The 26,976-nt window shown below is 67.8% G+C and carries 21 protein-coding genes; 4 read left to right on the top strand and 17 right to left on the bottom strand.

The window, feature by feature from the left end; all coding sequences use genetic code 11:
* Positions 1 to 855 (top strand): DUF222 domain-containing protein (locus PV768_RS00005; protein ID WP_421091908.1); only part of this gene is annotated, 855 nt, incomplete at its 5' end.
* Positions 856 to 905: 50 nt separating this feature from the next.
* On the opposite strand, the gene PV768_RS00010 is transcribed toward PV768_RS00005, so the two are convergent.
* The 6 genes from PV768_RS00010 to tdh form a co-directional block, all read right to left on the bottom strand.
* Positions 906 to 1,685: a CPBP family intramembrane glutamic endopeptidase gene (locus PV768_RS00010; protein WP_421091909.1), complete on the bottom strand. Its 780-nt coding sequence runs from the start codon at positions 1,683 to 1,685 to the stop codon at positions 906 to 908.
* A gap of 111 nt (positions 1,686 to 1,796) precedes the next feature.
* Positions 1,797 to 2,585, bottom strand: a complete 789-nt coding sequence (locus PV768_RS00015) for a DeoR/GlpR family DNA-binding transcription regulator (RefSeq protein ID WP_157238652.1) — start codon at positions 2,583 to 2,585, stop codon at positions 1,797 to 1,799.
* Between the two features lie 97 nt (positions 2,586 to 2,682).
* A complete protein-coding gene (hutI, locus tag PV768_RS00020; protein WP_421091910.1) occupies positions 2,683 to 3,894 on the bottom strand; it encodes an imidazolonepropionase in 1,212 nt (403 codons plus the stop codon).
* 11 nt (positions 3,895 to 3,905) lie between these two features.
* Entirely contained in the window at positions 3,906 to 5,024 is a 1,119-nt protein-coding gene (locus tag PV768_RS00025) for an NAD(P)/FAD-dependent oxidoreductase (RefSeq protein WP_421091911.1), read from the bottom strand.
* Between the two features lie 39 nt (positions 5,025 to 5,063).
* Positions 5,064 to 6,272 carry a glycine C-acetyltransferase gene (locus PV768_RS00030; protein ID WP_421091912.1) on the bottom strand — a complete coding sequence of 403 codons (1,209 nt, stop codon included), beginning with the start codon at positions 6,270 to 6,272 and terminating at the stop codon, positions 5,064 to 5,066.
* An 8-nt stretch (positions 6,273 to 6,280) separates the two neighbouring features.
* Positions 6,281 to 7,327, bottom strand: coding sequence for an L-threonine 3-dehydrogenase (tdh, locus tag PV768_RS00035; protein ID WP_421091913.1), 1,047 nt, complete (start codon positions 7,325 to 7,327; stop codon positions 6,281 to 6,283).
* Positions 7,328 to 7,454: 127 nt separating this feature from the next.
* Between tdh and PV768_RS00040 the strand changes: the two genes are divergently transcribed.
* Positions 7,455 to 8,366: a LysR family transcriptional regulator gene (locus tag PV768_RS00040; RefSeq protein ID WP_157238657.1), complete on the top strand. Its 912-nt coding sequence runs from the start codon at positions 7,455 to 7,457 to the stop codon at positions 8,364 to 8,366.
* A 57-nt stretch (positions 8,367 to 8,423) separates the two neighbouring features.
* Here the strand turns inward: PV768_RS00040 and PV768_RS00045 are convergent, their stop codons facing one another.
* From PV768_RS00045 to PV768_RS00065, 5 genes are all read right to left on the bottom strand, one after another.
* Positions 8,424 to 9,023 (bottom strand): DUF5666 domain-containing protein, encoded by a 600-nt coding sequence (locus PV768_RS00045; protein ID WP_421091914.1) that lies wholly within the window; start codon positions 9,021 to 9,023, stop codon positions 8,424 to 8,426.
* Between the two features lie 215 nt (positions 9,024 to 9,238).
* Complete coding sequence (gene gatB / locus PV768_RS00050; protein WP_321215795.1) at positions 9,239 to 10,747, bottom strand: Asp-tRNA(Asn)/Glu-tRNA(Gln) amidotransferase subunit GatB; 1,509 nt, start codon at positions 10,745 to 10,747, stop codon at positions 9,239 to 9,241.
* On the bottom strand, positions 10,747 to 12,327 hold the full coding sequence (gene gatA / locus PV768_RS00055) for an Asp-tRNA(Asn)/Glu-tRNA(Gln) amidotransferase subunit GatA (RefSeq protein WP_421091915.1): 1,581 nt from the start codon (positions 12,325 to 12,327) through the stop codon (positions 10,747 to 10,749). Before gatA ends, gatB begins: the two co-directional genes overlap by 1 nt.
* A 4-nt stretch (positions 12,328 to 12,331) precedes the next feature.
* Positions 12,332 to 12,628 carry an Asp-tRNA(Asn)/Glu-tRNA(Gln) amidotransferase subunit GatC gene (gene gatC, locus PV768_RS00060; protein WP_059319419.1) on the bottom strand — a complete coding sequence of 99 codons (297 nt, stop codon included), beginning with the start codon at positions 12,626 to 12,628 and terminating at the stop codon, positions 12,332 to 12,334.
* Between the two features lie 145 nt (positions 12,629 to 12,773).
* Positions 12,774 to 14,273: a CitMHS family transporter gene (locus PV768_RS00065; protein ID WP_421091916.1), complete on the bottom strand. Its 1,500-nt coding sequence runs from the start codon at positions 14,271 to 14,273 to the stop codon at positions 12,774 to 12,776.
* 208 nt (positions 14,274 to 14,481) lie between these two features.
* Here PV768_RS00065 and PV768_RS00070 point away from each other — a divergent pair, with 208 nt between their 5' ends.
* Entirely contained in the window at positions 14,482 to 16,212 is a 1,731-nt protein-coding gene (locus PV768_RS00070; RefSeq protein WP_421091917.1) for an ATP-binding protein, read from the top strand.
* Positions 16,205 to 16,870 (top strand): response regulator, encoded by a 666-nt coding sequence (locus PV768_RS00075; protein WP_157238662.1) that lies wholly within the window; start codon positions 16,205 to 16,207, stop codon positions 16,868 to 16,870. The genes PV768_RS00070 and PV768_RS00075 overlap by 8 nt, the downstream gene beginning before the upstream one ends.
* Before the next feature lie 16 nt (positions 16,871 to 16,886).
* Here the strand turns inward: PV768_RS00075 and PV768_RS00080 are convergent, their stop codons facing one another.
* The 6 genes from PV768_RS00080 to PV768_RS00105 form a co-directional block, all read right to left on the bottom strand.
* Complete coding sequence (locus PV768_RS00080) at positions 16,887 to 17,270, bottom strand: RidA family protein (protein ID WP_157238663.1); 384 nt, start codon at positions 17,268 to 17,270, stop codon at positions 16,887 to 16,889.
* A gap of 46 nt (positions 17,271 to 17,316) precedes the next feature.
* Complete coding sequence (locus PV768_RS00085; protein ID WP_321215792.1) at positions 17,317 to 17,820, bottom strand: GNAT family N-acetyltransferase; 504 nt, start codon at positions 17,818 to 17,820, stop codon at positions 17,317 to 17,319.
* Between the two features lie 68 nt (positions 17,821 to 17,888).
* Positions 17,889 to 18,698, bottom strand: a complete 810-nt coding sequence (locus PV768_RS00090; RefSeq protein ID WP_323057657.1) for an inositol monophosphatase family protein — start codon at positions 18,696 to 18,698, stop codon at positions 17,889 to 17,891.
* Positions 18,695 to 20,971: an NAD-dependent DNA ligase LigA gene (gene ligA / locus PV768_RS00095; protein ID WP_421092013.1), complete on the bottom strand. Its 2,277-nt coding sequence runs from the start codon at positions 20,969 to 20,971 to the stop codon at positions 18,695 to 18,697. Before ligA ends, PV768_RS00090 begins: the two co-directional genes overlap by 4 nt.
* An 800-nt stretch (positions 20,972 to 21,771) precedes the next feature.
* On the bottom strand, positions 21,772 to 26,217 hold the full coding sequence (locus tag PV768_RS00100; protein ID WP_421091918.1) for an FtsK/SpoIIIE domain-containing protein: 4,446 nt from the start codon (positions 26,215 to 26,217) through the stop codon (positions 21,772 to 21,774).
* Positions 26,214 to 26,918 (bottom strand): hypothetical protein, encoded by a 705-nt coding sequence (locus PV768_RS00105; RefSeq protein WP_157238666.1) that lies wholly within the window; start codon positions 26,916 to 26,918, stop codon positions 26,214 to 26,216. Before PV768_RS00105 ends, PV768_RS00100 begins: the two co-directional genes overlap by 4 nt.
* Positions 26,919 to 26,976 lie beyond the last annotated feature (58 nt).

The raw sequence follows: 26,976 nt of genomic DNA on the forward strand, positions 1-26,976 counted from the left end.
GACCAGGACGGGATGGCCTGGCTCTCCGCCTACCTGCCCGCCCACCAGGCCACGGCCCTCTGGAACAAGCTCACCGCGCTCTCCCGGACCATGCAGGGACCAAACGAGCACCGCACCCTCACCCAGCTCCGGGCGGATAGTTTCACCGAAGGGCTCCTCAACAGCGGCAACACCAGCGGCGTTACCGGTGCACCCGGTGCCGGCGACGGCGGCGAGGGAACCGGTCCAAACCAAGCGCCAGTCCGGGCCGAGGTACTGGTCACCGTGCCCGTGTTCTCCCTGCTGGGACTCACCGGGGAACCCGCCATGCTGGACGGGTACGGCCCCATCCCGCCCTCCATGGCCCGGGACCTCGTCGCGACCGGGGCGGATTCGTTCCACCGCGTCCTGGTGGACCCGCGGGACGGGGCGCCGCTGGAAATCGGCCGCACCAGCTACCGGGTGACCAAGGCCATGCGGAACTGGCTCAGGCTGAGGGACGGAAAATGCCCCTTCCCCGGCTGCAGCAACCACTCCCTCGACAACGAAGCCGACCACCTCCTCGCCTGGCACAACGGCGGCACCACAGGAGTCTCGAACCTCGGCCAGCCCTGCCCGAAACACCACAAACTCCGCCACACCAGCGGCTGGAAACCCACCCCGGCAACAAAAACCGAACCACCCGGCTGGACCTCACCCACCGGCCGCCACTACACAACCGAACACCAGGACTGGGAACCACCCCACTGGCCGGATCGGGCTGCGGAAGTGAAACGCCTGGAAGGATCAATCGCAGGCTGTACGGACTTCGCCTACACCGGGCTCTCCCCCGGCGAAGAAGCCCTGGAACGGCTCCTGCACGCCCCGCCCGCCTGACCGCGTGCCGCCGTCGTCGTGCTTGTCCTGGATCTAGTGTGCCCAGGCACCTAGCCCAACCCCACGGCCTTGCCGAAGAGGCTGAAGCCTACAAAAGCGACGATATCCAGCAGGGCATGGGCGATCACCAGGGGCATCACCCGCCGCGTCCGGGTGTACAGCCACGCGAAAAGAACGCCCATGACAAAGTTCCCGATAAAGGGCCCGAACCCCTGGTACAGGTGGTAACTGCCGCGCAGCAGCGAGCTCGCCAGGATGGACAGCGGGATGCTCCAGCCGAACTTTCCAAAGCGGTTCAACAGGTACCCCACCACGATGACTTCCTCCACCACGGCGTGGCGCATCGCGGACAGGATCAGCACCGGCACCGTCCACCAGTACGCATCCAGCGCGCTGGGAATAATGGCCGTGGTGATTCCCAGCGCCCTGCCGGCGGCGTACAGGCCAAGGGACGGGATGCCGATCAGTGCCGCCAGCCCCAGGCCCTGCAACAGGTCCCGGCCAGGGCGGGCGAAGTTGAAACCCAGCTTCTGGAAGGCCGAACCAGGGCTGGTGCCGTCGCCGGATGCGGCCTGCCGCTGGTCGCTGAGGAAGAAGATCACCAGCATCACGGGTACCAGGGCGAAGAGTATGTCCAACAGCTGGTACGTGAGGTCAAAGTATTCGCGCGTGCTCTGGGAGCGGTTGAGTGTGGAGGTGCCTTCCGCCAGCGGCGCGCGGGTCATCTTGTCCAGCAGCTGCACAACCGAGTACACGGCAGACTGCCCCAAGGACAGGCCCAGGACAATCCAGACTTCGAGCCGCAGTCGGCGGCGGGAGGGAACCAGCATGTTCCCATCTTGCCTTCAGTTTCTGGATCCGGGCTGATTACGCCTCAGTGTCCCGTACCCCTCGCTGTCCTGCCCGCGCCACATGGCCGGAAGCCGCACAGGCCCCGTGCCTCAGCTGCCGGCGACGATCACTTCCGTGCCGTTGGCCTCGAATGCCGCCTTGTCCCGGGCGGAAATTCCGGCATCGGTGATCAGCCGGGTGAAGTTGTACCCGTCCATGGTTGCGAAGGCGCGCACCCCCACTTTGGACGAGTCAGCCAGCACGTAGGAGACGCGTGCCCTGCTGGCGAGCAGGGCGTTGACCGAAGCTTCGCCCTCCCCTGTGTTGGTGGGCCCCACTTCGGGATCGATGCCGTTGACGCCGATAAAGGCAATGTCCAGCACCACCTTCTGCATGATGATGTCCGTGTACGGACCCACCAGTTCGTAGGAGCGCGGGTTGAGGATTCCCCCGGTGACCATCACCTTGATGTTGGGCCGGACCGCCAACTGCCCGGCGATGTTGATGGCGTTGGTCACCACCGTCAGGGTGGGCTGGTTGGACGGCGCGTTGAGGTCCTCACGGGTGGCCAGGATCTGCGCCAGGGCGGTGCTGGTGGTGCCGCCGCAGAGGCCGATCACGGCCCCGGGTGCAATCAGCGCGGACGCGGCCTGGGCAATCTGTTCCTTGGCCTCGGCATGGTCGTCACGGTTGTACCGGCCCGGCAGGTCATAGGCGAGGGCTCCCGTGGTGGCACCGCCGCGGGTCCTGGTGAGCAGCCGGCGCTTAGCGAGACTATCGAGGTCCCGCCGCGCGGTGGCCGGCGAGACATTCAGGGTACTCACGATCTCGTCGACCTCCACCTGGCCGGACTTGGCCAGAAGGTCAAGGATTGCCGTCAAACGGTCGGTGCGGGTCATGCAAGGCCTCCAAAAGCTCCCGCCACCGGCTATGATGACGTTTCTTGATCATAACAGAACCCTAATGATCAAATAACGTCACTTAAGTGGCCACGAGCTACCGTTCCCGCCGGCCGGCCCGCCATACAGCGTACGTCAGGGGCATGCCCGGCCGGTAGGCAAGGTGGGTGGCCGAGGGCGCATTCAGCAGGTGCAGGTCCGCACGGTGTCCGACGGCGATCGAGCCCACCGCACGCTCGCCGTCGGCGTCGTTGCCGTTGTCCTTGTGGAGGGCCAGGGCGCCGCCGTACGTCGCAGCACGGACGGCTTCATGGACGCTGAGCCGCATCTGCAGCACCGCGGTGGTGACGCAGAATGCCATGGAGCTTGTGTAGGACGTGCCCGGATTGCAGTTGGAGGCGAGCGCCACCTGGATGCCCCTGTCCAGCAGCACCCGCGCGGGCGCAAGCGGCTGGCGCGTGGAGAGGTCGCAGGCAGGCAGGCATGTTGCCACGGTTCCGCGCGGCCCCGTTCCGCTGCCGGCATCCCAGCCGGCCCAGGTTCCGGCCAGTGCGTCCACATCCTTGTCCGCGAGGTAGTTCACGTGGTCCACGCTGGCGGCTTCGAATTCAACCGCGAGCTGCACGCCCGGGCCTTCACCGAGCTGGTTTCCGTGGACCCGCAGCCCCAGCCCGGCGTCACGGCAGGCCTCCAGGACCCGGCGGGACTGCCCGGCCGTGAACGCCCCTTCCTCGCAGAAGACATCGGCCCACTGCACGTAGGGCCGGACGGCGGTGAGCATGGGGCCGCAGACCAGGTCCGTGTAGGCTTCCGGGTCCTGCCCGGAAGGCACCAGGTGCGCCCCAAGGTACGTGGCCTGGTCCGCCACAGTGGAGGCGATGCGGGCACTCCGGGCCTCGTGTTCGACGTCGAGGCCGTAGCCGGTCTTCGTCTCAAGGTAGGTGGTCCCCTGCGAGACAGCCTCGGCCACGCGGCCCAGCGCCAGGCGGGTGAGGTCGAAGTCGGAGGTGGCACGGGTGGCCTTCATGGTCACCGCAATCCCGCCGGCCGAGTAGGACTCCCCCGCCATCCGCGCCTCGAACTCTGCCGTCCGGTCACCGGCAAACAGCAGATGGGTATGGGAATCCACCCAGCCGGGAAGCAGGGCCCGGCCGCCGGCATCAACGGCGTCGTCCGCGGCCGGCGCATCGGCTGCGGCACCGATCCAGGAGATCCGCTCACCCTCGACCACCACTGCTGCATCCTTCAGGACCCGGTGCTCCAGGTCCTGCGTCATCAGCTCGGCAATATTGGTGATCAGCGTACTCATACAGCCATTCTTCAGCGCCGGACGGACCAGCGGGTGGCCGCCAGTGCCTGCGCTGTCCGGGATGCCGGACCATCCGTGCCGGCTGCGGCAGCCGCACCGCCCTGGCCGGCCAGGATCTGGGCGGCCGCGAGCTCAGCCATGGCCGAAGAGGTCTGGAAACCGTAGCCGCCCTGGCCGGCCAGCCAGTAGAAGCCGGGCGCTTCGGCGTCGAACCCCGCCACGGGGACGCCGTCGGCCGCTTCCGTCCGCAATCCTGTCCACGCCCGGCGGATGTCCTTGATTCCGAGGGTTGTCACCTGGTTCAGCCTGCCCACCAGCCGCTCAATGTCCCCCGGCCGGGGACGGGCGTCCTCCGGTCCGCTCGGCTCCGATTCAGACGGCGAGATGAGGACGTCGTCGCCGTCCCGGCGGAAATAGAACGTGCTGTCCGCGGCCGCCACCATGGGGCAGCGTTCAGGCAGGGGATGTTCGACGGCGGCAATCGCCGCGGTGCGCCGGTACGGCTGCAGCCCCAGCTTCTCCACGCCGCTGATGACGGCGAGTTCGTCCGCCCAGGCGCCGGCGGCGTTGACCAGGACGCCCGCCTGGAAGCCCTCCGTCCCGGCCCCCACCTGCCAGCCGGAGCCGAGGCGCTGGGCGGTGTGCACCCTGGCGCCCGTGATGATGTCCGCTCCGGCCGCCGCAGCGCGCTGCCGGTGGTCCTCCAGGAGCCGTGGCGCATCACAGCCGAAGGACCCTTCATCCAGTCCGGCGGCCTGGAATGTGCCGGGGACCAGTGCCGGGCAAAGCTCCAGAGCCTCAGCGGGGGTGATGAACCGCATGAGTCCGCTCGCTTCAGAAGCCACTGCTTCCTCGGAGCCGATCAGCATGAAGCTGCGCGGCGTCAGGATGGGTTCAGGCAACTGCGCATCGCGGGCGGCAAGCAGCTCAAGAGTCCGGACGGTCAGTGCCTGGACAACCGGCGGGCCGTAGCTGGGGATGAACTGGCGGGCCGAGCGGGAGGACGTGTGGTACGCCAGCTCCTGCTCGGCCTCCACCAGCGCCACGCTGCAACTGCCCGCCAGCGCGGACGCCAGGGACAGTCCGGCAATGCCGCCGCCCACGATCAGGACATCGTAATGTGCTGCCATTTCTCCATCCTCGCAGAGTCGGTGCCGGCGCTTCCTGTCTTAGCCTGCCACTTCCGCCCGGCTGGCGACGAAGGCACGCACGCAGGCTTCGACGTCGTCCGCTGAGTGCGCAGCTGAAAGCTGCACCCGGATCCGCGCGGCACCCCGCGGAACCACCGGAAAGCTGAATGCGGTGACAAAGACGCCATGCTGCAGCATCCGGTCGGCAACCCTGGCAGCCATCACGGCGTCGCCGAACATGACCGGGACAATGGCATGTTCGCCGGGCAGGAGGTCGAAGCCCTCCTCCGTCATCCGGCGGCGGAACAGGGCGGCGTTTTCGAAGAGCGTGCGCCGCAGGTCCGCCGAGTTCTCCACCAGGTCCAGGGCCTTGATGGTGGCGGCGACGATTGCGGGGGCCACCGAGTTGGAGAAGAGGTACGGGCGGGCCTTCTGCCGGAGCATCGCCACCACTTCCGCGCGGCCGGATACATAGCCCCCGGATGCTCCGCCCAGCGCCTTGCCGAACGTGCCGGTGTAGATGTCGACGCGGTGCGAAACGCCTGCATGTTCCGGCGTGCCGGCACCGGTTGGCCCCATGAAGCCGACGGCGTGCGAGTCGTCAACCATCACCATGGCGTCGTACTTCTCGGCGAGGTCGCAGATGGCCTCAAGCGGGGCCAGGAACCCGTCCATGGAAAAGACCCCGTCCGTGACGATGATCTTGCGGCGGGCGGGCTGGTCCTGTGTGGACGCCTCCACAAGCTTGGCCTCCAGGTCCGCCATGTCCTGGTTGGCGTAGCGGTAGCGCTGCGCCTTGCAGAGGCGGATGCCGTCGATGATGGATGCGTGGTTCAGGGCATCGGAGATGATGGCATCCTGCGGTCCGAACAGGGACTCGAACACCCCGCCGTTGGCGTCGAAGCAGCTGGAGAACAGGATGGTGTCCTCAGTGCCGAGGAACCGGGAGACGCGGGATTCAAGTGCCAGGTGCAGGTCCTGGGTGCCGCAGATGAACCGCACGCTGGCCATGCCGAAGCCGCGCTCATCCATGGCGTCCTTGGCCGCGCGGATGATCTCCGGATGGTCCGCCAGGCCGAGGTAGTTGTTGGCGCAGAAGTTGAGCACGTCCGCGCCCTGCTGCCCAATCTGTCCGGCCGTGATGTGGCTGGACTGCGGGGACCTGATGCTGCGTTCGGTCTTGAAGAGGCCCGCGCTGCGGATGTCCTCCAGCTCGGTGCTCAGCTGGTCCTTGATCGAGGTGTACATGGCGTTCCTTAGAGTAGGGTCCAGTCGAGGACAACTTTGCCACCTGTGCCGCTGCGGGCAAGGTCGAAGCCTTTTTCCCATTGGCCGGCAGGCAGGGTGTCAGTGACGACGGCGGAAATTCCGGCGTTCAGCACGGGGTTGGAGCTGAGCATGGCGCTCATGGCGTACCAGGTCTCATACATTTCGCGGCCGTAGATGCCTTTGAGCGTGAGCATGTGGGTGACCACCTTGCCCCAGTCGATGATGATGTCCTGGCTGGGCAGCCCCAGCATGGCGATCCGGCCGCCGTGGTTCATGTTGTCGATCATCTCGGGCAGTGCGCCGGGGTGGCCAGACATTTCCATTCCGATGTCAAAGCCCTCCCGCATGCCCAGGCTGCGCTGGGCATCCCGGACACGGGTGGTGGAGACGTCGATGGCCAGGTCGGCACCCAGCCGGCGCGCGAGGTCCAGGCGGGGCCGGGACACGTCGGTGATGGCGATCTTGCGGGCGCCGGCGTGGCGGGCGACGGCGATGGCCATCAGGCCGATGGGTCCGGCGCCGGTGATGAGCACGTCCTCACCCACGAGCGGGAAGCTCAGGGCAGTGTGCGTTGCATTGCCGAAGGGGTCGAAGATGGCGCCCAGCTCCGGGGTGACCGAGGGGTCGGTGTGGACCCAGACATTGGTTTCCGGGATCACCACATACTCCGCGAAAGCGCCGTCCCGCTGCACACCTACACTCACGGTGTGGATGCACATCTGGCGCCTGCCTGCCCGGCAGTTCCGGCAGATCCCGCAGACAACATGGCCTTCGCCGGAGACCCGGTCACCCACCTTGACGTCGCGGACGTCCTCGCCGATTTCCACCACTTCACCGTAGAACTCATGGCCCGGGATGAGGGGGGCTTCAATGATCCCCTGTGCCCAGGAGTCCCAGGACTGGATGTGCAGGTCCGTGCCGCAGATCCCGGTGGTCATGACCCGGATCTTCACGTCCGCGGGGCCTGCCTCGGGTTCGGGGCGCTCCACCAGTTCGAAGCCGGCCTGCGGGCCGGCCTTGTACAAAGCCTTCATCGGCTTCCTCACTCTTTGTCTGTCCTTGGCATGTCCTGCCTTCCCCATTAGAGCGAGGAGAAAGCTTTAGCACAACAGCGAAATTCTCAATCGACGATGCAGCTTTCCTAATGCGTAGACTGGCGGGATGGAGATCCACCAGCTTGAAATCCTCCGGGAACTCGGCGCCTTGGGAAGCGTCAAGGCCGTGGCCGACACCCTCATGGTCACCCCGTCCGCCGTGTCCCAGCAACTGGCGCTGCTGCAGCGGAAGATCGACGTTCCCCTCACCCGCAAGGAGGGCCGCAACCTGGTCCTCACCGAGGCAGGGCAGGTGCTGGCCGACGCCGGGGCCGCCGTCGTCAGTGCCATGGCCGACGCACGGGACGCCATCGGCAACTATCACGGCTCTTCCGCCGGACGGGTGACCCTCTGCGGGTTCCACAGTGCCGGCCAGGCGGTGTTCGCCCCGCTGGCGCGGATCCTTGACGCACCGGGCCAGCCGCGCATAGAACTCTCGGACGAGGACGTGGCCCAGCAGGACTTTCCCGCCCTGACCGCACGCTATGACCTGGTGCTCGCCCACAGGATGGACCACAGCCCGCGGTGGCCGGCCGAGCGGGTCACCGTGATACCACTGGCGCACGAACCGCTGGACGTGGCGTTGCCGGCCGGGCATCCCCTCGCGGCCAAGGCTGCGGTGACGGCAGACGACGTCGGCGGCGAGGCCTGGGTGACCAGCCACAGCGGATACTCTCCTGCCGACGTGCTGTCCGCCGTCGCCGCCGTTTCCAGCCGTGAGCCGAACATCGTCCACCGGATCAACGACTACTCCACGGTGGCGGCCCTGGTTGCTGCCGGCGGCGTGGTGGGCCTGCTCCCGAGGTATACCGCGGGACCGGTGCTCAATCCGGACATCGTGCTCCGGCCGCTGGCCGGTATCAGCACCCGGCGCCGGATCGACCTTTTGGCCCGGCCGGAGAACCTGAAGCGCCGTTCGGTCACGATCGTCTCCGAGGCGCTGCAGGAGATCATGGCCGGGCTGGTGGAGCAGGGCTGACCCAACTAGGTAGCGCTAAGTGTCGTTTTGAGGGGTCAAAACGACACTTGCTGCTACCTACTTTGCATGGCGTTTACCGTGGCCTTTTTCGTGGCCGTGGCCCTTGTCGTGGCCCCGACCCAGCCCGAGTCCCGGACCCTCACCGGCACCTTCAACAATCCGCTCTGCCGTGGCCTGGTCCCCATTCCTGACGCCGGAGATCCGGACCGTGTCGCCGGCGGCGATGTCCGCGATGGTTCCGTCCGTTGGCTTAAGCCGTTTGCCGCCGTCGGGCGTTGCCGACGAGCCGTCGGCGGCGGGGGCAGGTACCTTCTTGATCTTCGTCTCCGCGTTGACCGCGTAGGTCTGCGAGTAGCCGTCCTCGCTCTTGACGGTGATCGAGGTGTCGCTGACGGACTCCACCGTGCCGCGCTGTTCCAGGACGGTTTGAAAGGTGCCGTCCGCTTTCTTAACCACGCCCTCGCTGTGCAGGTGCTGCGGGCGCTGGGATTTGTCCGGTTTGGCCGGCCGGTTCTCCTGCCCCGGCGCCGACTGCGATGGGGAGGGCTGCGGCGAGTCGGCGGCCCAGGCAAAGGCCACCCCGGCCCCCGTCAAGGTCAGGGCCACGGCTCCGGCGAGCAGGCCCTTGCGAATCTTCAGCGGATCCCTGACGGACATGTCCATTCCTCCCACACAGCATCTCCGGCGGCACCGGCCCGTTTGTTCCCCGCACCGGTGTCCTGCGCTTCAGTGTAGGACCGCGTCCAGCCAGTGAACATAAGTACTTTCGCGGCGCACGCACCTGAGTACTTAAAGAAAAACCGGGTAGCGCCAAGTGTCGTTATGAGCGTTCAAAACGACACTTCGCGCTACCCGGTTGGGATGGGAGGAGGTTAGGCGGTGACGCCCAGCTTCTCCAGGATCAGCTCGCGGACCCGGGCTGCGTCGGCCTGGCCGCGGGTGGCCTTCATGACGCCGCCCACGATCGCGCCGATGGCCTGGACCTTGCCGCCGCGGATCTTGTCCGCGACGTCGGGCTGCGCGGCCAGGGCGGCGTCGATGGCCTCAAGCAGGGGCCCGTCGTCGGAAACAACGGCCAGGCCGCGCGTCTCCACGATCTCCGCCGGGGAGCCTTCGCCGGCGAGGACACCGTCCAGCACCTCCGAGGCCATCTTGTTGTTGATCTTGCCTTCCTCCACCATGCGGGCAAGCTCCACGATGGTGGCGGGCTGCACGCCTAGCTGGCCCGGGTCCACGTCAGCGTTCTTGGCCCGGCCCACGATCTCGCCCATCCACCATTTGCGGGCCACGGAGGCCGAGGCCCCGGCGGCGATGGTTTCCTCGATCTCGTCCATGACGCCGGCGTTGACCACGTCGCGGAACTCCAGGTCCGAGTAGCCCCAGTCGGCCTGGAGGCGCTTGCGGCGGGCGGCCGGCGGCTCGGGCAGGGTTGCCCGGAGTTCCTCAACCCATTCGCGGGAAGCCACCACGGGAACCAGGTCCGGTTCCGGGAAATAGCGGTAGTCGTCGGCATCGGACTTGGGCCGGCCCGAGGTGGTGGTGCGGGTGTCCTCGTGCCAGTGGCGGGTTTCCTGCACCACGGGGTTGCCGGCGTCCAGGACGGCGGCGTGGCGCTGGATCTCGTAGCGGACGGCGTGTTCGACGGCGCGCAGCGAGTTCACGTTCTTCGTTTCGGACCGGATGCCGAACCTTTCGCGGCCGTGCGGGCGCAGCGACACGTTGGCGTCGCAGCGGACGTTGCCGCGTTCCATCTTCGCGTCGGACACGCCCAGGTTCTTGACGATCTCGCGGACTGCCGCCACATAGGCCTTGGCCAGCTCCGGTGCGCGGGAGCCGGCGCCCTCGATGGGCTTGGTGACGATCTCCACCAGCGGAACGCCGGCGCGGTTGTAGTCCACCAGGGAGAAATCGGCGCCGTGGATGCGGCCGGTGGCCCCGCCCATGTGGGTCAGCTTTCCGGCGTCCTCCTCCATGTGCGCGCGCTCGATTTCCACGCGGAACACGGTGCCGTCCGAGAGCTCGACGTCCAGGTAGCCGTCGTACGCGATGGGCTCGTCGTACTGGGACGTCTGGAAGTTCTTGGGGGTGTCCGGGTAGAAGTAGTTCTTCCGGGCAAACCGGCAGCTCTCGGCGATCTTGCAGTTCAGGGCAAGGCCGATCTTGATGGAGGATTCCACCGCCGTTTTGTTGACCACCGGCAGGACGCCCGGCAAGCCAAGGTCCACCTCGTTGACGTTGGTGTTTGGCTCGTCGCCGAAAACGTTCGGGGCGGAGGAGAACATCTTGGTCTTGGTGTTGAGTTCAACGTGGACCTCGAACCCCAGGACGGGATCGTACTTCTCCATGGCCTCTTCGAAGCTCAGGATTGCTTCAGTGTTCATTATTTTGCCTCCTGGCTACCAACAAGGGTTTCGACAGGCCCGGCCACCGAGGCGGCCAACGCCGGGGCCTGGGCCAGCAGCGGACCGCCCCATTTCGCCTCGAGCAGCGATTCCAGGACGGCGCCCACCCGGTACAGGCGGGCGTCCTCGCGGGCAGGGGCCAGCAGCTGGATGCCCACGGGCAGCCCGTCCTCGTCCGCCAGGCCGCCCGGCAGGGAGAGCCCGGGAACGCCGGCCAGGTTGGCCGGGATGGTGGCGACATCGTTGAGGTACATGGCCAGGGGGTCGTCCAGCTTCTCGCCGAGGCGGAAGGCCGTGGTGGGGGCGGTGGGCGAGATCAGCACGTCCGCCACCGTGAACGCTGCCTCGAAGTCGCGCTGCACCAGGGTCCGGACCTTCTGCGCCGAGCCGTAGTAGGCGTCGTAGTAGCCGGCGGACAGGGCGTAGGTGCCCAGGATGATGCGGCGCTTCACCTCATCGCCGAAACCGGCGGCGCGGGTGGCACCCATGACGCGTTCGATGGTCATGGGCCCCTCTTCCGGGAGGACGCGCAGGCCGTACCGGACGCCGTCGAACTTCGCGAGGTTGGAGGACGCTTCGGAGGGCATGATCAGGTAGTAGGCGCCCAGGGCGTACTGGAAGTTGGGGCACGAAACCTCAACGATCTGCGCGCCGGCCTCCTTGAGGAGTTCCAGGGCGTCATTGAAGCGGTTTTCGACGCCGGCCTGGTAGCCCTCGCCGTGCAGCTCCTTGATGATGCCGATCCGCAGGCCTTCAACGTTGCCGGTCTTGGCAGCGGCGACGAGGTCGGCGAGCGGGTCCGGCAGCGAGGTGGAGTCGCGGGGATCGTGTCCGCCGATGACCTGGTGCAGGAGCGCGGAGTCCAGGACGGTCCGGGAAACCGGCCCGATCTGGTCCAGCGAGGACGCCATGGCGATGGCCCCGTAGCGCGAGACGCTGCCGTACGTGGGCTTCACGCCCACGGTGCCGGTGACGGCGCCGGGCTGGCGGATGGACCCGCCGGTATCGGTGCCGAGGGCGAGGGGCGCCTCAAAGGCGGCGACGGCGGCAGCGGACCCGCCGCCGGACCCGCCGGGGATGCGGTCCAGGTCCCAGGGGTTGCGGGTGGGGCCGTAGGCGGAGTGCTCGGTGGAGGAGCCCATGGCGAACTCGTCCAGGTTGGTCTTGCCCAGGATGGGCATCTTCGCGGCGCGCAGGCGCTCGACGACGGTGGCGTCGTACGGGCTGTGCCAGCCTTCGAGGATCCTGGATCCCGCGGTGGTGGGCTGGCCGATGGTGACGATGAGGTCCTTCACGGCGATGGGCACGCCCGCGAGGACATGCAGCGCTTCGGCCTCCGCACCGCCGGCGGCGCGGATGGCGTCCACCTCGGCGGCGACGGCGAGCGCCTCCTCTGCATTGACGTGGAGGAACGCGTTGACGCCGCGTTCGCCGCCGTCCACCTCCGCGATCCGGTCCAGGTAAGCCTGGGTGACCTCCACGGAGGTGACCTCGCTGGCGGCCAGCTTTTCGGCAAGCTCGGCGGCGGAGAGGCGGATGAGTTTGTTCGTGTCAGTCATGGGTTTATGCCTCATCCAGGATTGCCGGGACCTTGAAACGGTTGTCGTCGGAGTCCGGCGCCCCGGAGAGTGCCTGCTCCGCCGTGAAGGTGTGGCCCACAACGTCTTCGCGGAACACGTTGCTCAGCGGAATGGGGTGTGAGGTGGCCGGGACGTCGTCGCCGGCGGCCTGACTGACGGATTTGACCGAATCAACGATGACGGCGAGTTCGCCGGCCATCCTGTCCAGCTCTTGGTCACTCATCTCAATGTGAGCGAGCCGCGCGAGGTGCGCGACGTCGTCACGGTTGATCGCAGCCATGGATCTCCCCTGCAAAGTTTGAATTGATTTCCGACCCATTCTAGTGGGGAAACGATGATGCCCGTCTGACGACCCCCAGCGGGCGTCAGACGGGCACCTTCTTGCCGGGTCCCGCCACGAATGGCGGCAGCACGGCAGCTACAGACTAACCGATTCCGATGGCTCCAGTCAGCATGCCAATTCCCAGCATGACCAGGGACACTACGGCGCTGCGCCAAAGGACTTTCTTGTGGTGGTCGCCAAGGTCCACCTTCGCCAGCGAGACCAGGAGCAGGATGGCGGGAACCAGCGGGCTCTGCATGTGGAACGGCTGGCCGGTGATGGAGGCCCGGGCCATTTCGGCGGCGCTGATTCCATAGTGGCCTGCGGTTTCGCTGAGCACGGGCAGGACGCCGAAGTAGAAGGCATCGTTGCTCATGAAGAACGTCATGGGGATGCTCAGGACGCCGGTGATCACGGCCATCAGCGGGCCCATGCTGGAAGGGATGATCTGCACCAGCCACGCGGACATCGCTTCAACCATGCCGGTCCCGGTCAGGACACCGGTAAGCACGGCCGCGGCCATGACCATGCTGACCACGGCAACGATCGACGGCGCGTGGGCCACGATCTGCGTGGCCTGGTCCTTGACGCGGGGGAAGTTCACCAGCAGGGCGATGGCAGAGCCGACCATGAAGACGTAAGGCAGGGGCACGAGATCGGCGATGAGCATGCCCATCACGGCCACCGTGAGGGCCAGGTTGAACCAGAACAGTTTGGGCCGGAGCGTGGAGCGGTTGGGGTCCAGGGCCGTGTCAGCCAGCCCGGCGTCCTGTGCGTCCTGCGCCTCCTGTGCGTCCACGGCACTTTCGCTGCGTTCCAGGACGGCCACGGAGGAGCCGGCGGAACCGTCGACGGCGGGGGCTGCTCCGCCGGGGCTGGTCCCCTTGCGTCCGCGGCCGGTTCCGGACGAACCGGCAGGGCCGGAAGGATGCGTGCCGCCGTCGAACCCTTCAGCGGTTTCAGGCACAGCCCAGATTTCCGGCGCCGTGGCGCGGAGGCGGTTGCGCTCCTGCAGTCCCAGGACCCAGGCGAAGGCCATGACCACGGCGATGCCCGCAAGGAGGGACGGGATCATGGGGACGAAGACGTCGTTGACGTCGATCTTCAGTGCGCTTGCGGCGCGGGCGGTGGGGCCGCCCCACGGCACGATGTTCATGGTGCCGTTGGCCAGGCCCGCCACACAGGTGAGGACCACGGGGCTCATCTTCAGCCGGAGGTAGATCGGCAGCATGGCTGCGGTGGTGAGGATGAAGGTGGTGGAGCCGTCGCCGTCAAGGGACACAGCTGCGGCGAGGATGGCGGTTCCCAGGACAACCTTGGCGGGGTCATTGCCCAGCTTGCGGAGGATGAACCGGACCAGCGGATCGAACAGCCCGACGTCGATCATCAGCCCAAAGTAGATGATGGCGAACATGAGCAGGGCCGCGGTGGAGGTCATGGACTTCATGGAGTCCATCACCATGTCGCCGATGCCCAGGCCGGCGCCGGCGAAAAGACCGAAAACAGTGGGGACGATGATCAACGCCAGCACTGGCGTCAACTTCTTCGTCATGATCAGCACCATGAATACCGCGATCATGGCGAATCCAAGTAATACCAGCACAGCCGGCTCCTTCTTGTGAACAGCGGCACAGCGGTGTGACGCGTGCTACAGACTGTAGGGTGGCCGCCGTCACGGCAGTGCCTTTGGCTCAATTGATTGGCATACTGCTTATTGGGAGCATTTTGCTCATTGTGCTCACGTCGGTTCGGCCTGTATGTGGCCCCCGCCCCGGCCGTTCAAACCCGCCACAGCCCAGTCAAGGAGGATCATGCAGCGTTCCGCGCCCCGGCCGCCGCTGCGGTTCTCCACCCAGACGCTCCTGCTGCAACTGTCCGTGGTGCTCCTGGTTGTCCTGTTCAGCGCAGCCGTCCATGCCTGGCTGACCTATGACCGCGCGGGCAGCGAAGCTGAAAACCAGGCGCTGACCCTGGCGCGGACACTGGCCTCGGACGCCTCGGTGCGGGCGGACGTGCTGGCAATCAGCCAACAGCCCGGCACTCCCCCGCCGTCGCAGCTGGCCGCCGGGCCGCTCATGGAGGCAGCCGAAGCTGCGCGCGCCCGGACCGGCGCCCTCTTCGTGGTGATCACCGATGAGACCGGCCTCCGGCTGGCCCACCCGGACCCGGAGCGGCTCGGTGAAAAGGTCAGCACCGATCCGTCCGAGGCATTGGCAGGCCGGGAGGTCACCACCCGGAACACTGGAACGCTGGGGCCCTCCGCGGGGGCGAAGGTTCCCGTCTACGCTTCGGACGGCACCACCGTGGTGGGTGAGGTCAGCGTGGGCTACTCCATGGAAACCGTGGGACAGAGCCTGGCACGCGACATCGGCCCGGTGGCCGTCACGGCGGCCGGCGCGCTGCTCGCGGGCGTGCTGGGTTCGTTCCTGCTGCGCCGCCGGCTGCAGCGGCTCACGCTGGGGCTGGAACCTGAAGAGATCAGCACGCTGGTCCACGACCAGGTGGCTGTGCTCGAAGGCGTGGACGACGGCGTCATCGGTGTTTCGGCCGACGGCCGGATCAGCGTATTCAACTCCGCAGCACAGCGGCTGCTGGGGTTGCCGGACCTGGCCGGAAGCCGCTGGGAGCAGGCGCCGGTTCCGGACCAGCTGAAATCCCTGACCCGGACCGGTTCCGGCGGCCCGGAGGCACTTGAGCTCGTGGCGGGCGGGCGGGTGCTGGTGGCCAATGCGCGCAAGGCCCTGCACCGGCGGGAGGACCTGGGCTGGGTGGTGATGCTCCGGGACCGCACGGAACTGCAGCAGCTCACCAGGCAGCTGGACGCCGTGGGAACCATGTCCACGGCGTTGCGGGCCCAGCGCCACGAGTTCGCCAACCAGCTGCATACCATTGCCGGCTTCATGAGCATCGGCCAGCACCAGCAGGCCCGCGAGTACCTGGCCCGGCTGGCGGCCACCGGGCCGCTGAAGTTCCCGGTGGACCAGGCGGAGCTGCTCCAGGACCCCTACCTGCAGGCGTTCGTGGGGGCCAAGGGCGTGGAGGCGGACGAGCGCGGCGTGGCGCTGCGGATCGGTCCGGAGACCCTGGTCCGCGGGCAGGTGGCGGAGCCCCAGGACGTCACCACCGTGCTGGGCAACCTGATCGACAACGCGGTCAACGCTGCGGTGGCCGGCACGTCGGTGGACCGCTGGGTTGAGCTGGAGGTGCTGGATGAGCCGGACGACGACGGCGGCACCCTGCACATCGTCGTCGCCGACTCAGGTGACGGGCTGGCGGAGGAAACGGACCAGGAGGCCTTCTTCGCCGAAGGGTTCAGCACGGCGTCCGGACCCGGCCCCCGCAACGGCCGCGGCGGCGGCCACGGTTTTGGACTGGCTTTGGCACGCCAGTTGGCGAGGCGCCGCGGCGGAGACGTCAAAATACTGGATCCGGGCACAAAGGGTGGACCCGGCGCAGTCTTCATGGCCACCCTGCCGCGGACAACCGCAGGCGTGGCCGGCAGGAACACCACGGGGGCAAACGGAAAGGACACCAATGCCTGAAGATTTTCGGGTGCTGATCGTTGACGACGACTTCCACGTGGCAAAGCTGCACGCTGCCTACGTGGATTCCGTGGCGGGGTTCCTGGCGCTGGCGCCGGTGGGCACTGTGTCGCTGGCCCTGCAGTCCATCCACAGCCTGCGGCCGGACCTGGTGCTGCTGGACGTCTACCTGCCGGACGCCTCCGGCCTGGACCTGCTCCAGCAGCTGGACGTGGACACCATCATGCTGAGCGCGGCCTCCGATGCCGCCTCCGTCCGGACCGCGTTCCGCCGCGGAGCCTTGGGCTACCTGCTGAAACCGTTCACGTCGGAGGCCCTGTCCCGGCAGCTGCGCTCCTATGCCCGGTACCGGCGCCTGCTGGGGCAGCCCGGGGCGCTGGACCAGGACGCGGTGGAGCGTGCCAAGCGCGCCCTGATCCCGGGCGACGTCGCGGCGTCGCCAAAACCGCGTTCAGCCACGGAGGCCGCGGTGCTGGAATCGCTGGTGCCCGGGGAACAGTACTCGGCGGCCGAGGTGGCCGGCCGGGTGGGCGTTTCGCGCGCCACGGCCCAGCGGTACCTGTCCGCACTGGCGGACGACGGCGCCGTGGACATCCAGTTGCGGTACGGGACGACGGGCAGGCCGGAGCACCGCTACGGCCTGCCCGCAACGTCCTGAGCCGGCTGCCGGGGGGCTAGCTTGCGCTCTTCTGGGCAACGAGCTCGATTTCCACGAGCATCTTCGGGTCCAGGAACGGGAGGACGTGCACCAGGGACAGCGTGGGGCGGATCTCGCCGAACACCTCGCCGTGGGCGCGGCCGGCTTCCTCCCATTTGCTGATGTCGGTCAGGTACAGCTTGGACTGGACGACGTCCTCGAAGCTGAAGCCGGCGTCGGCCAGGACCTTGCCGAGTTTCTGCAGGATGTACTGGGTCTGGGTGTAGAAGTCCTCCCCCACGATCCCGTCTTCGCCGCTTGCCGCGGTGGCGGAGATGTAGAGGGTGTTGTCCACCTGGACGGCGCGTGAGTAGCCGAGGGTCTGTTCCCAGACGGAGCCGGTGCCGAAGGTTTTGCGCATGGTGGGCCTTTCAATACTGGATTGGGTCGGCACCACTGTAGGGCTGCTACAGGTCCAGCCGGTAAACCAGCAGTTTTATGTCGGTTCCGGGGACCAGCCAGTCGCGCTCGGGCACACGGGAGAAGCCCGTCTTGCGGTAGAGGCCGTGGGCGCTTTCCCAGGTTTGCCCGGTGGTGAGTGCGACGGCCCGGATACCGTCCAACTGCCTGGCGTAGGCCAGGATGGCGTCCACCATGGCCTTGCCCGCGCCGGTGCGCTGCACGGCCGGGTCCACCACCAGCATCCGGAACTCCAGCTCGTCGTCAAGGGCGATGTCCGCGTACGGTTCCCCGGCGCGCGCCAGCGTCACCGAACCAACCACCCTGCCGTCCCGCTCGGCCACCCAAATGGTGGCGTTCGCGGCCCTCAGCGCAACGTCCTGGACTTGGCGCATATAGGGGTGGTCGGCGTCCTCGAAGTAGCCCGCCGCGAGGTAGGAATCACGCGTGATGCGGGCAACGGCGTCGTAATCCGTTGCGACGGCGGGACGGACGGTTATCTGGGGCTGCACCCGTCAATGCTAGTGGTACTGCCCCATAACGCTCCTCGAAAGCCCGGTTTCCGTGATCGAACTATCAGTCAGAGCGGAAACTTGCCGGAGAGCTCGAGCCCGCCGGCGCAGGTCCAGGCGTCGAGCCGGTCGGCATCGGCGGGCCCGCCCTCCAGCGGACTGGCCAGGCGGGGACGCCGGACCCAGCAGCCGGCCTCTTCCGCGATCAGTGCCCCCGCGGAGAAGTCGTGCTCGTTGAGGCCGCGCTCACCGTAGGCGTCGTGGGTGCCGTCCGCAACGAGGCACAGGTCCAGGGCCGCGGAGCCCAGCCGCCGGACATCCGCGAACCCGTCCAGCAGTTCGGCCAGGAAGGCGGCCTGCTCGGCGCGGACGGCGGGATCGTAGCTGAAGCCCGTGGCCAGGATCTGCCCCTTCCGGCCGGGGACGGGCCCGTCCAGCCGGGTGGCCCTGCCGCCTTCCTCAAGCCAGGCGCCGTGGCCCCGGGCGGCGTAGTAGGTGCGGCCCAGCGCCGGGGCGTTGACGACGCCGGCCAGCCAGACGCCGTCGGCATCGGCCACAGCAACGGAGGTGGCGTAGTAGACGATGTTGCGGATGAAGTTGGTGGTTCCGTCCAGCGGGTCGATGGACCAGCGGTAGCCCGTGGGTACGTCCGGCCTGGTGGTTCCGTGTTCCTCACCGGTGATGCTGTCCCCCGGCCGTGCGGCAGAGATGACGTCCCGCACCGCATGCTCGGCGGCGACGTCGAACGAGGTGACCCAATCGCCGGCGTCCCCCTTGTTGCTGGCCTGGAGTTCCCCGGCGTTCCTGCCTGCCAGGACCCGGGCGCCCGCCGCCGCTGCAGCCTTGGCGATCTCCAGCAGTTCCGTAGGGCTGGTCATCGGGATGCCTCCGCGTCGGCCGGGACCGCCTCAGCCGCCTCCGCGCCCGGTTCCGCTCCGTTGTCCTCCGGGCTGGTGGCCAGCGCTGCCGGGCCGCCGGCCAGGAGCCGGCGGAAGCCGTCCTCGTCCAGCACGGGGACGCCCAGCTGCTCGGCCTTGTCCAGTTTGGTGCCGGCGCTTTCCCCGGCCACCAGGTAGCTGGTGTTCCTGGACACCGAACCCGCTGCCTTGCCTCCCCTGACCAGGATTGCTTCCTTGGCCTCGTCGCGGCTGAAGTTCGGCAGGGAACCGGTGACCACCACGGTCAGTCCCTCCAGGGTCCGCGGCATGGACTCGTCGCGTTCGTCCTCCATCCGGACCCCGGCGGCCGCCCAGCGGTCAACGATCTCCTGGTGCCAGTCCTCCGCGAACCATTCCTTCAGCGCCGCGGCAATGGTGGGGCCCACGCCGTCAACGTGGGCCAGGTCTTCCTCCGACGCCTGCCGGATGGCGTCCATGCTGCCGAACGCCGTCGCCAAGGCACGCGAGGCCCGCGGGCCCACGTGCCGGATGGACAGGGCCACCAGCACCCGCCACAGTGGCTGGGCCTTGGCCTTCTCCAGTTCCTTGAACAGTTTCTCGGTGGTGGCCGTGGGCTTGGACGGAGACTTAGCCGTGCCCTTGCTGTAGAAGTACGGCACCAGTTCGTAGTCACCGGTGGGGACGCCCTTGGAGCGTTTCTCGCGCCGGATCCGGACGCCGGCCAGGTCTTCGGGGGTGAGGTCGAACAGCGCAGCTTCCGAGGTAAGCGGCGGAACCTCGGGTTCGGCCGGCTGGGTCAGTGCTATGGCAGCCTCCCAGCCGAGGGCCTCGATGTCGAAGGCTCCGCGGCCGGCCAGGTGGAATACCCGCTCCCGCAGCTGCGACGGGCACGATTTGGCGTTGGGGCAGCGGATGTCCACGTCCCCCTCCTTGGCCGGAGCCAACGGTGTGCCGCAGGAGGGGCATTCGGTGGGCATCACGAAGTCGCGGACCGGCGGGTCCTGCTGGTCGCGGAGGGCAAGGACGGGGCCCACGATCTCCGGAATGACGTCGCCCGCCTTCCGCAGGATCACGATGTCGCCGATCTTCACGCCTTTGGCCTTGACCACGTCCTGGTTGTGGAGGGTGGCCATTTCCACCGTGGAGCCCGCCACCTTGACGGGCTCCATGAGGCCAAAGGGCGTCACGCGGCCCGTGCGCCCCACGTTGACCTGGATATCCAGCAGCTTGGTGTGCACCTCCTCCGGCGGGTATTTGTAGGCGACGGCCCACCGCGGCACCCGGGTGGTGTAGCCGAGGGCCCGCTGGGTGGCGAAGTCATCGACCTTGATGACGATGCCGTCGATCTCGTGCAGCAGCTTGTGGCGTTTGTCCCCGTACCGTTTGATGAATTCCAGGACCTCGTCCAGGCTCCCCAGCACCTCGGAGTAGGGGCTGACGGGAAGGCCCCACTCCTTCAGCAGGTCATAGGTCTCGGACTGGCTGCGGGCCTCAAGGCCCTCGCGTGCACCGATGCCGTGGACGAACATCTTCAGGGGGCGCTTGGCTGTTTCTGCCGGGTCCTTCTGCCGGAGCGAGCCTGCAGCGGCGTTGCGGGGGTTGGCCAGGGGTGCCTTGCCCGCTTCGATCAGCGCCTCGTTGAACTCGGCGAATTCCTTGGAGGGGATGAACACCTCGCCCCGGACTTCCATTTCTGCCGGGAACCCCCCGCCCCGGAGCTCCTGCGGGATTTCCTTGATGGTCAGGACGTTGTGGGTGATGTCCTCGCCGGTGGTTCCATCGCCCCGGGTGGCGGCACGCACCAGCTTCCCGTCGCGGTAGAGCAGGTTGACCGCGAGGCCGTCGATCTTGAGTTCCGTCAGCCAGGCCGCGGCCGGTGTCCCGTCGCCGAGCTTGGCGATGCCGGCGTCGGCTTTTTTCAGCCAGGCCTCCAGCTCCTCGAGGGAGAAAACGTCCTCGAGGCTGTACATCCGCTGGAGGTGCTGCACGGCGGCGAAGGCTGCGGAAACTTCCCCGCCCACCTCCTGGGTGGGCGAATCGTTGGCCACGAGTTCGGGGTGGAGCGCCTCAATTTCCTCCAGCCGGCGGAAGAGCTCGTCGAATTCAGCATCCGAAACCAGCGGGGCGTCTTCCTGGTAGTACGCGAACCGGTACTTCCTGACCAGGTCCACCAGGTTCTCGTACTCCTCGCGGACGGATTCGCTGGGGACGGCGTTCGGCTCAACGGGTTCCGTGGTGCGGGTGGCGGTCATTTCTGCGGGGCCTGGTCCTGTACTCACAGACCTATCTTGCCATCAAGGCAGGTGAGCGGGGCCCTGATCAGTGCGACCGGAGGCGGTTCCTGCCCCACCAGGCGAAGGATGCTGCGGCGGCGGCCAGCAGTAAGATGCCGGCAATGACTGGCAGGAGGGCGGGGCCGCCACCGGAATCCCCGTCGGGCGCGACTGCCGCAACCCGCGTGGCCTTGGCGGACCTGGTGACGGGCGTATTCCAGTCCTGACCGCTTGATGCGCCTGTGGGCGGTGGGGACGCCGCGGGTCCCGTTGCCGTGGCCGAAGGGGTGGCTGATCCTTCGGGTTCCGCAGACGGGGCTGCCTGCAAGGGCTCAGGTTCGGCCGGAGGCGCGACCGAAGGGGCGGGCTGACCCGGAGGGGCCGGCGCTGGATCGGCCGGCGGAACGGGCGGCCTTTCGGGTTCCTTGGGCTTCTGGGTCCGGGTGGGGTCCGCGGGATTCGGATTGTCCGCAGGCTCTGGCGCGCAGAACACGAGGCACAGGCCAGGAGACGTTGTGGACGCCGGTGCGGGTTCCGGGGAGTCTGCGGTCGCCGGGCTGGCCGGGAGGAGACACAGGGTGCTGGCCAGGACAGCGGCCGATGCCGTCGCCGAGGCAGCGCGGAATACTGGTAGGGACGGGAACATTTGCTACCTTTCGATGCGCGCAGTCCCCCCGCTGCGGCTTTCTGGTGTCCCCGGTAGTCTTCTACACCCTCGCCTGGCGCCGCAAATCAGCCGCAAATCACCGGGACCTGCGGCGTACCGTGTGGCACGTGCGTCAGTCCCTGCTTTCCGGGGGCAGCGCCACCTGGATTTTCCGTGCCTTGCCGCGTCCCACCACGTAGCCGCGGCCCGGGATGAAGTCCGGGCTGACCCGGCCCAGGGAGGTGTTGAGCAGGCTGTCGCCTTCGATGTCGCCCGGGTTCAGCAACAGTCCGCGCCGGCCGGATTTGAATGGCTGCGCGAGGGACCAGGCCGAGGACCAGGTGGAGGTTTCGGACTCCCCCACCACCCACTGGTCGGCTTTGATGGACGCGGTCACCAGCTGCGCCACGCCCGATTCGGCCAGGGTATCCGTGAACTCGGTCAGGCCCTCAATGAAGATGGCCAGGGAGCCGGGGTTTCCGGACGAATGTTCAACCAGGTCCTCCACAACCGCAGCGAGATCGTCCGCTCCCACCACGGAGCGGTTCCAGATAGGCAGGGAGGCGACGGCGGAGCGCCGGGCTGCCAGGTAGATCAGCTCGGTGTCCGGGTTGGACCGCCGCAGGGCGTAGGCCAGCGTCACCAGCGCCACGGTGCGGCCCGCACCTGGCGGGCCTGCCAGGAGCAGCGGGCCCCGCGCCATGATCTCGGCCGGCCGCAGCGTTTCATCGTCGACGCCAATGACCGGAAGTCCGGTGCTGCCGGACGGCAGGACATCCAGGTCCACCTGGTCCGGAAGCCTTTCGATGCCGGGTGCGGCATCCAGCCCCTGGCGGAGCATGGCTTCGCTGAGCTTGTGCACCTCACGTGCCTGCAGCGCCAGGTTGGAGTTGCCGCCAAGGACTGCCAGCTGGACTTCCAGCCCGTCCAGGAGTCCCCGCCCGGGCGGCGAGGCGGCGGTGAGGACGTCCCGGGGCACGTCCATGGAAATGTAGTCGTCCTCGGAGGACAGGCGGAGCACCAGGCGGCGCTGGATGGAAGCGAGCAGCGAGGCGGGCACGGCGTTGGGCCGGTCTCCGGTCACCACAAGGTGGATGCCCAGGGTGCGCCCGTCCGTCGCCAGCTGCAGGAAGATGTCCCACAGCCCGGACAGCCTGCTGTGTTCGTAGGCCTCCCGGAACGCGGACATGCCGTCCACCAGTACAAAGATGCGCTTTTCATCGGGCCTGCCGGCCAGCTTGCGGTACTCGACAATGGTGGACGCGCGCACCTCGGCAAACCGGGCCGACCGCTGCTCGGCGATGTCCCCCAGCAGGCGCAGCAGCCGCCCCACCCGTTCAACGTCGTCGCCGTTAATGACCTCGCCCACGTGCGGAAGCTCCTCCAGCATGCTCAGCCCGGAGGAGCCGCAGTCGATCCCGTACACGTGGACCGGCCCGCCGCGGGGCGTCACCGCGGCCGCTATCGCGATGCCGCGCAGGGCGGCCGACTTCCCCGAACCGCCGGTGCCGTAGATGGCCATGTTGCCGTCCTTGTCCGGCTCGTAGAACACGGTGGGCTGCGCCTGGCGGGAAGGGTCGTCGGCCACGCCGAGGAGCAGCTGTTCGTCGGTACGGGGGTTGGGCAGCCTGGAGAAGTCGTAAGTCTTGGCGAGTTCGTCCAGCCACGGCTTGCGGGGGGCGTTGATGGACAGGGCATCCGCTGCGCGGACGATGGTGGAGGTCATCCTGGCGATGTCGTTGGGGCCGGCGGGCCCGGCCGCTTCCGGTTTCTCCGTAGCCGGGGCCTCCCAGGCCGGGCCGGAGCCGAAGGCCATTTCCACGACGTCGATCTGGGGCCGCTGCGGTTTCTCCGTGGTCCATCCGCCGGCGTAGCCGGTCTGGAAGCCCTGGATCCGTCCCGGGCCGGTCTTGGCTGCACCGCGGCCGGGGATGGCCGGATCGAAGTAGGCGGCATCGGGGACGCCGAGGATGTCCGTGGCGTCGTCCTCATCAGCCATCCGCAGGGCCACCCTGAGGTTGGTGTTGGCGCGGAGGCTGTCCTTGATGACGCCGGCCGGGCGCTGGGTGGCCAGGATGAGGTGCAGGCCCAGCGAGCGCCCGCGGGCTGCAACGTCCACCACTCCGTCAACGAATTCGGGTACCTCGTTGGCCAGCGCGGCGAATTCGTCGACGACGATCACCAGGTAGGGCGGCGCGTCCGGGTCTGCTTCCCGCTGAAGGGCCAGCAGGTCCTTGGCCTTCTTCCGGTTCAGCAGGTGCTCCCGGTAGTGGAGTTCGGCGCGCAGTGAGGTGAGGGCGCGCCGGACCAGGTGCGGCGAAAGGTCGGTGACCAGCCCGACGGTGTGGGGCAGGTTGATGCAGTCGGCGAACGCAGCCCCGCCCTTGTAGTCCACGAACAGGAAACTCACCCGGTCCGGGCTGTAGGCGGCGGCCATGCCCATCACCCAGGACTGCAGGAATTCGGACTTGCCGGCACCCGTGGTGCCGCCCACCAGGGCGTGCGGGCCCTCGTTCTTCAGGTCCAGGTACAGGGGTTCAATGCCTTTGGAACCCACCAGGGCCCGGAGGGTGCCGTTGTCCTTCCGGTTGGCCACGGCGCTGGCGTGCACGGAGTTGTTTTCCGTCCAGCGCTCGGCCACGGCCTGGGGGTTGTCCAGGAAGTCCTTGCCGATCAGCGTGGCGTAGGAGACGGCCCGTGGAAGGTCGGAATCGTCGTTCACGGGTTTGCCCACATCCATGACCGGGGCCAGCATCCGGGCAAGTTGGGCGGCCAGTTCGGCGTCGACGCTTTCGCAGCTGACAGGGTACGTGTGCCTGCCAAGGCGGACCTGCCCGGTGGTGGTGCCGTGTTCCCCGTCCACCACCATGAAGTCCCGGCAGGCAGCGGGAAGCGACTGGATGTCGGTGGCCACCCAGACCACATGGACACCGGAGTCCGGTCCCCGCTCCGCGAGCCGGGTGAGCCTGCCGCGGTCCACCGGCGCGTCGTCTTCCACGATCACCAGGACCGCGGGCAGCACAGGCTGGTCCACGTCGTGCTTGGCCGGGTCCAGCCCGGGGCGGAGGTCCGGTCCGGAGCGCTTCGCCGCGGCCTCCCTGGCATCGAGCAGGTCCTCGAGCCGGGCCAGCAGCGAGGAGCCGCCGGCCGAACCGGCGGCCAGGTGGTCGCCGGCAAGGGGGCTGTGCCCCGAACCCACGTGCGGCAGCCATTGCAGCCAGTTCCAGCGTTCCCGGGACTGCGCGGACGTGATGGCCGCGATGACAACTTCCGCGGGCGAGTGGAGGCCCGCGAGCTGCAGCACCATGCCCCGGGCGACGTCGTCCACCAGGCCGCGGGCACCGGCAACACCCAGGGACCCGGAGGTGCGCAGCTGGGATACGACGGGAACGCCCTCGATGTCGCGGAACTGCTTTAGGCAGTCCTGGATCTCCTGCGCGTACTGCGCCTCGGTGTCGTTGCTTGGCGGTTCCTCCAACAGGACCCGGGAGGGTGACGTGCCCAGGCCGAACCGAAGGCCCAGGAATCCGGTGTGCTCCGGACGGTGCGTCCACAACAGCGGACCGAGCTTGTAGATGGCGTCCACGGTGTCGCTGACCGACGGCGCTTCCTGGAGGCGGACGGCACGTTCAACCTGCTGCAGTTCCGTGAGGTCCTTCCGGAAGGCGGCCATGGCGGCGCGGAAGTGCTTGAGCTGCTCCTTCTGCTGCCCCCTGCTCCGCATCTTCTGGTCCACGTAGTGGCCCACGATGAAGAGCGGCATCATCATCATGAACAGCACCGAGAGCGCGTTGCCGGTCACCGCGAAGATCACCGCACCCATCAGCAGCGGGGCGATCATCATGATGTACGGGAACGGGTGGTCCTCGGGACGCTTGGGTCCGGCAGGGAGCACGCGTTTGGGTTCCTCGAAGCGGGGAACCACGCGCGGTGACCGGTTGAAGTTCACCAGGGGCGACGTCGGTGCTGCCGCCTGGTTGTGCCCCAGCGGCACCACGGTCACGGTGGTGTCCCCCAGCGTGACCGCGTCCGAGGAATTCAGGGTGGCGCGGGTGACGGGGAGTCCGTCCATCAGCAGCCCGTTGGCCGAATTGGTGTCCACGATTTCCACGCCCTCACCCACCGTGATGCGGGCGTGGCGCTTGGATGTCAGGGGGTCCGAGAGGCGGATGTCCACGTCCCGGTCCCTGCCGATGTAACTGGTGCCGACGGGCAGGGAAAACTCGCGGCCGGCGTCGGGCCCCGAAAGGACGCGGAGGGTGGCGGCCGCAGGACCGCGGCTGGCACCCGGCACATCGAACTGCGCGCTCACCTGGGCCAGGGACACAACAGAACCCGGCCGGAGGCCGGACTCGAGGAGGTTGTCCGTCCGGGTGAGCATGGTTCCGCTCAGGCCGGCGCCGACAAACGCCTCTTCGATGCGCAGGGAGAGGTTGTCCGGCACCGGGGTGCCCTTGCGCCCCGGATCCGCGGCCCAGAGCATGGCGGCGGTATCGGCCACGGTGGCCAGGCCGTCCACGGTAACGGCCAGATCCTTCGTTTCGGCAGGGTCCCGGCGGAGGGTCACACGGATTCTCATCCCTCGTCCACGCCCCTCATCTTCTCGATCAGGTGCAGGTCATCCGGGGTCACCAGGTGTGAGGTGACCGCGTGCTCCACAAGCCGGGCGCGGCGGTTGGTGGCGAGTTTGCCGCCGCCGCCCCGCAGTCCGGCCACGCCCACGCGGTCGAGCTTGTCGCACACATTGTCGAGCTTCCGGTTGAAGCGGGTCAGCGCCCATCCCAGCGTCTTCGCGGCAGCCGCCGAGGAGGGGATGGCGCTGAACCCCGTACCTTCCCGCCGGAGCATGGGTTCTGCGAGCGCCACGATGAGGGCCTTCTGGGAGTCGGTGAACACCACCGGGCCGATGGTGGTGTCGCCGTTGCTGTCGCCGTCGCGCGCCTCCTGCCGGAAGGAGGGGGTCTTGAGGTGCACGGCAAACTCGTAGGTGGTGGGCCCTGCCGTGAAAATGATGTTCGTGTGGCTGAAGACCAGCGGGATCCGGGCTCCGGGTGACAGCCAGGCCTGCATCCCGCCGGTGGCGTCGGCAACCGTGGCCGAGAGCATGCTGCCCACGTTGCTGAGCCACCAGATCCCGTCATAGCGGGCCACCTGCAGGAACTGACGGTGAAGGTAGGGATTGTCGTCAACTTCGAGGTCGCCTTCGCGGCCGATATTGAAGACGTCCTCGTCCGATGGCTCGTACCATTCACCACAGAAATCTATTGCTAGATCCCCCATTTTCTGTGCCTCCTCGTTAGGCGGAACTGGGCTTGTCATGGAGCTGGTTGCAGGGCGC

This window comes from Pseudarthrobacter sp. CC4 (assembly GCF_048957775.1).
Classification (GTDB): domain Bacteria; phylum Actinomycetota; class Actinomycetes; order Actinomycetales; family Micrococcaceae; genus Arthrobacter.

Excerpts from the sequence above, each read along its gene's own strand:
- PV768_RS00010 (WP_421091909.1), bottom strand. The coding sequence starts at position 1,685 with ATGCTGGTTCCCTCCCGCCGCCGACTGCGGCTCGAAGTCTGGATTGTC.
- PV768_RS00015 (WP_157238652.1), bottom strand. The coding sequence starts at position 2,585 with ATGACCCGCACCGACCGTTTGACGGCAATCCTTGACCTTCTGGCCAAG.
- hutI (WP_421091910.1), bottom strand. The coding sequence starts at position 3,894 with ATGAGTACGCTGATCACCAATATTGCCGAGCTGATGACGCAGGACCTG.
- PV768_RS00025 (WP_421091911.1), bottom strand. The coding sequence starts at position 5,024 with ATGGCAGCACATTACGATGTCCTGATCGTGGGCGGCGGCATTGCCGGA.
- PV768_RS00030 (WP_421091912.1), bottom strand. The coding sequence starts at position 6,272 with ATGTACACCTCGATCAAGGACCAGCTGAGCACCGAGCTGGAGGACATC.
- tdh (WP_421091913.1), bottom strand. The coding sequence starts at position 7,327 with ATGAAGGCTTTGTACAAGGCCGGCCCGCAGGCCGGCTTCGAACTGGTG.
- PV768_RS00040 (WP_157238657.1), top strand. The coding sequence starts at position 7,455 with ATGGAGATCCACCAGCTTGAAATCCTCCGGGAACTCGGCGCCTTGGGA.
- PV768_RS00045 (WP_421091914.1), bottom strand. The coding sequence starts at position 9,023 with ATGTCCGTCAGGGATCCGCTGAAGATTCGCAAGGGCCTGCTCGCCGGA.
- gatB (WP_321215795.1), bottom strand. The coding sequence starts at position 10,747 with ATGAACACTGAAGCAATCCTGAGCTTCGAAGAGGCCATGGAGAAGTAC.
- gatA (WP_421091915.1), bottom strand. The coding sequence starts at position 12,327 with ATGACTGACACGAACAAACTCATCCGCCTCTCCGCCGCCGAGCTTGCC.
- gatC (WP_059319419.1), bottom strand. The coding sequence starts at position 12,628 with ATGGCTGCGATCAACCGTGACGACGTCGCGCACCTCGCGCGGCTCGCT.
- PV768_RS00070 (WP_421091917.1), top strand. The coding sequence starts at position 14,482 with ATGCAGCGTTCCGCGCCCCGGCCGCCGCTGCGGTTCTCCACCCAGACG.
- PV768_RS00075 (WP_157238662.1), top strand. The coding sequence starts at position 16,205 with ATGCCTGAAGATTTTCGGGTGCTGATCGTTGACGACGACTTCCACGTG.
- PV768_RS00080 (WP_157238663.1), bottom strand. The coding sequence starts at position 17,270 with ATGCGCAAAACCTTCGGCACCGGCTCCGTCTGGGAACAGACCCTCGGC.
- PV768_RS00090 (WP_323057657.1), bottom strand. The coding sequence starts at position 18,698 with ATGACCAGCCCTACGGAACTGCTGGAGATCGCCAAGGCTGCAGCGGCG.
- ligA (WP_421092013.1), bottom strand. The coding sequence starts at position 20,971 with ATGACCGCCACCCGCACCACGGAACCCGTTGAGCCGAACGCCGTCCCC.
- PV768_RS00100 (WP_421091918.1), bottom strand. The coding sequence starts at position 26,217 with ATGAGAATCCGTGTGACCCTCCGCCGGGACCCTGCCGAAACGAAGGAT.
- PV768_RS00105 (WP_157238666.1), bottom strand. The coding sequence starts at position 26,918 with ATGGGGGATCTAGCAATAGATTTCTGTGGTGAATGGTACGAGCCATCG.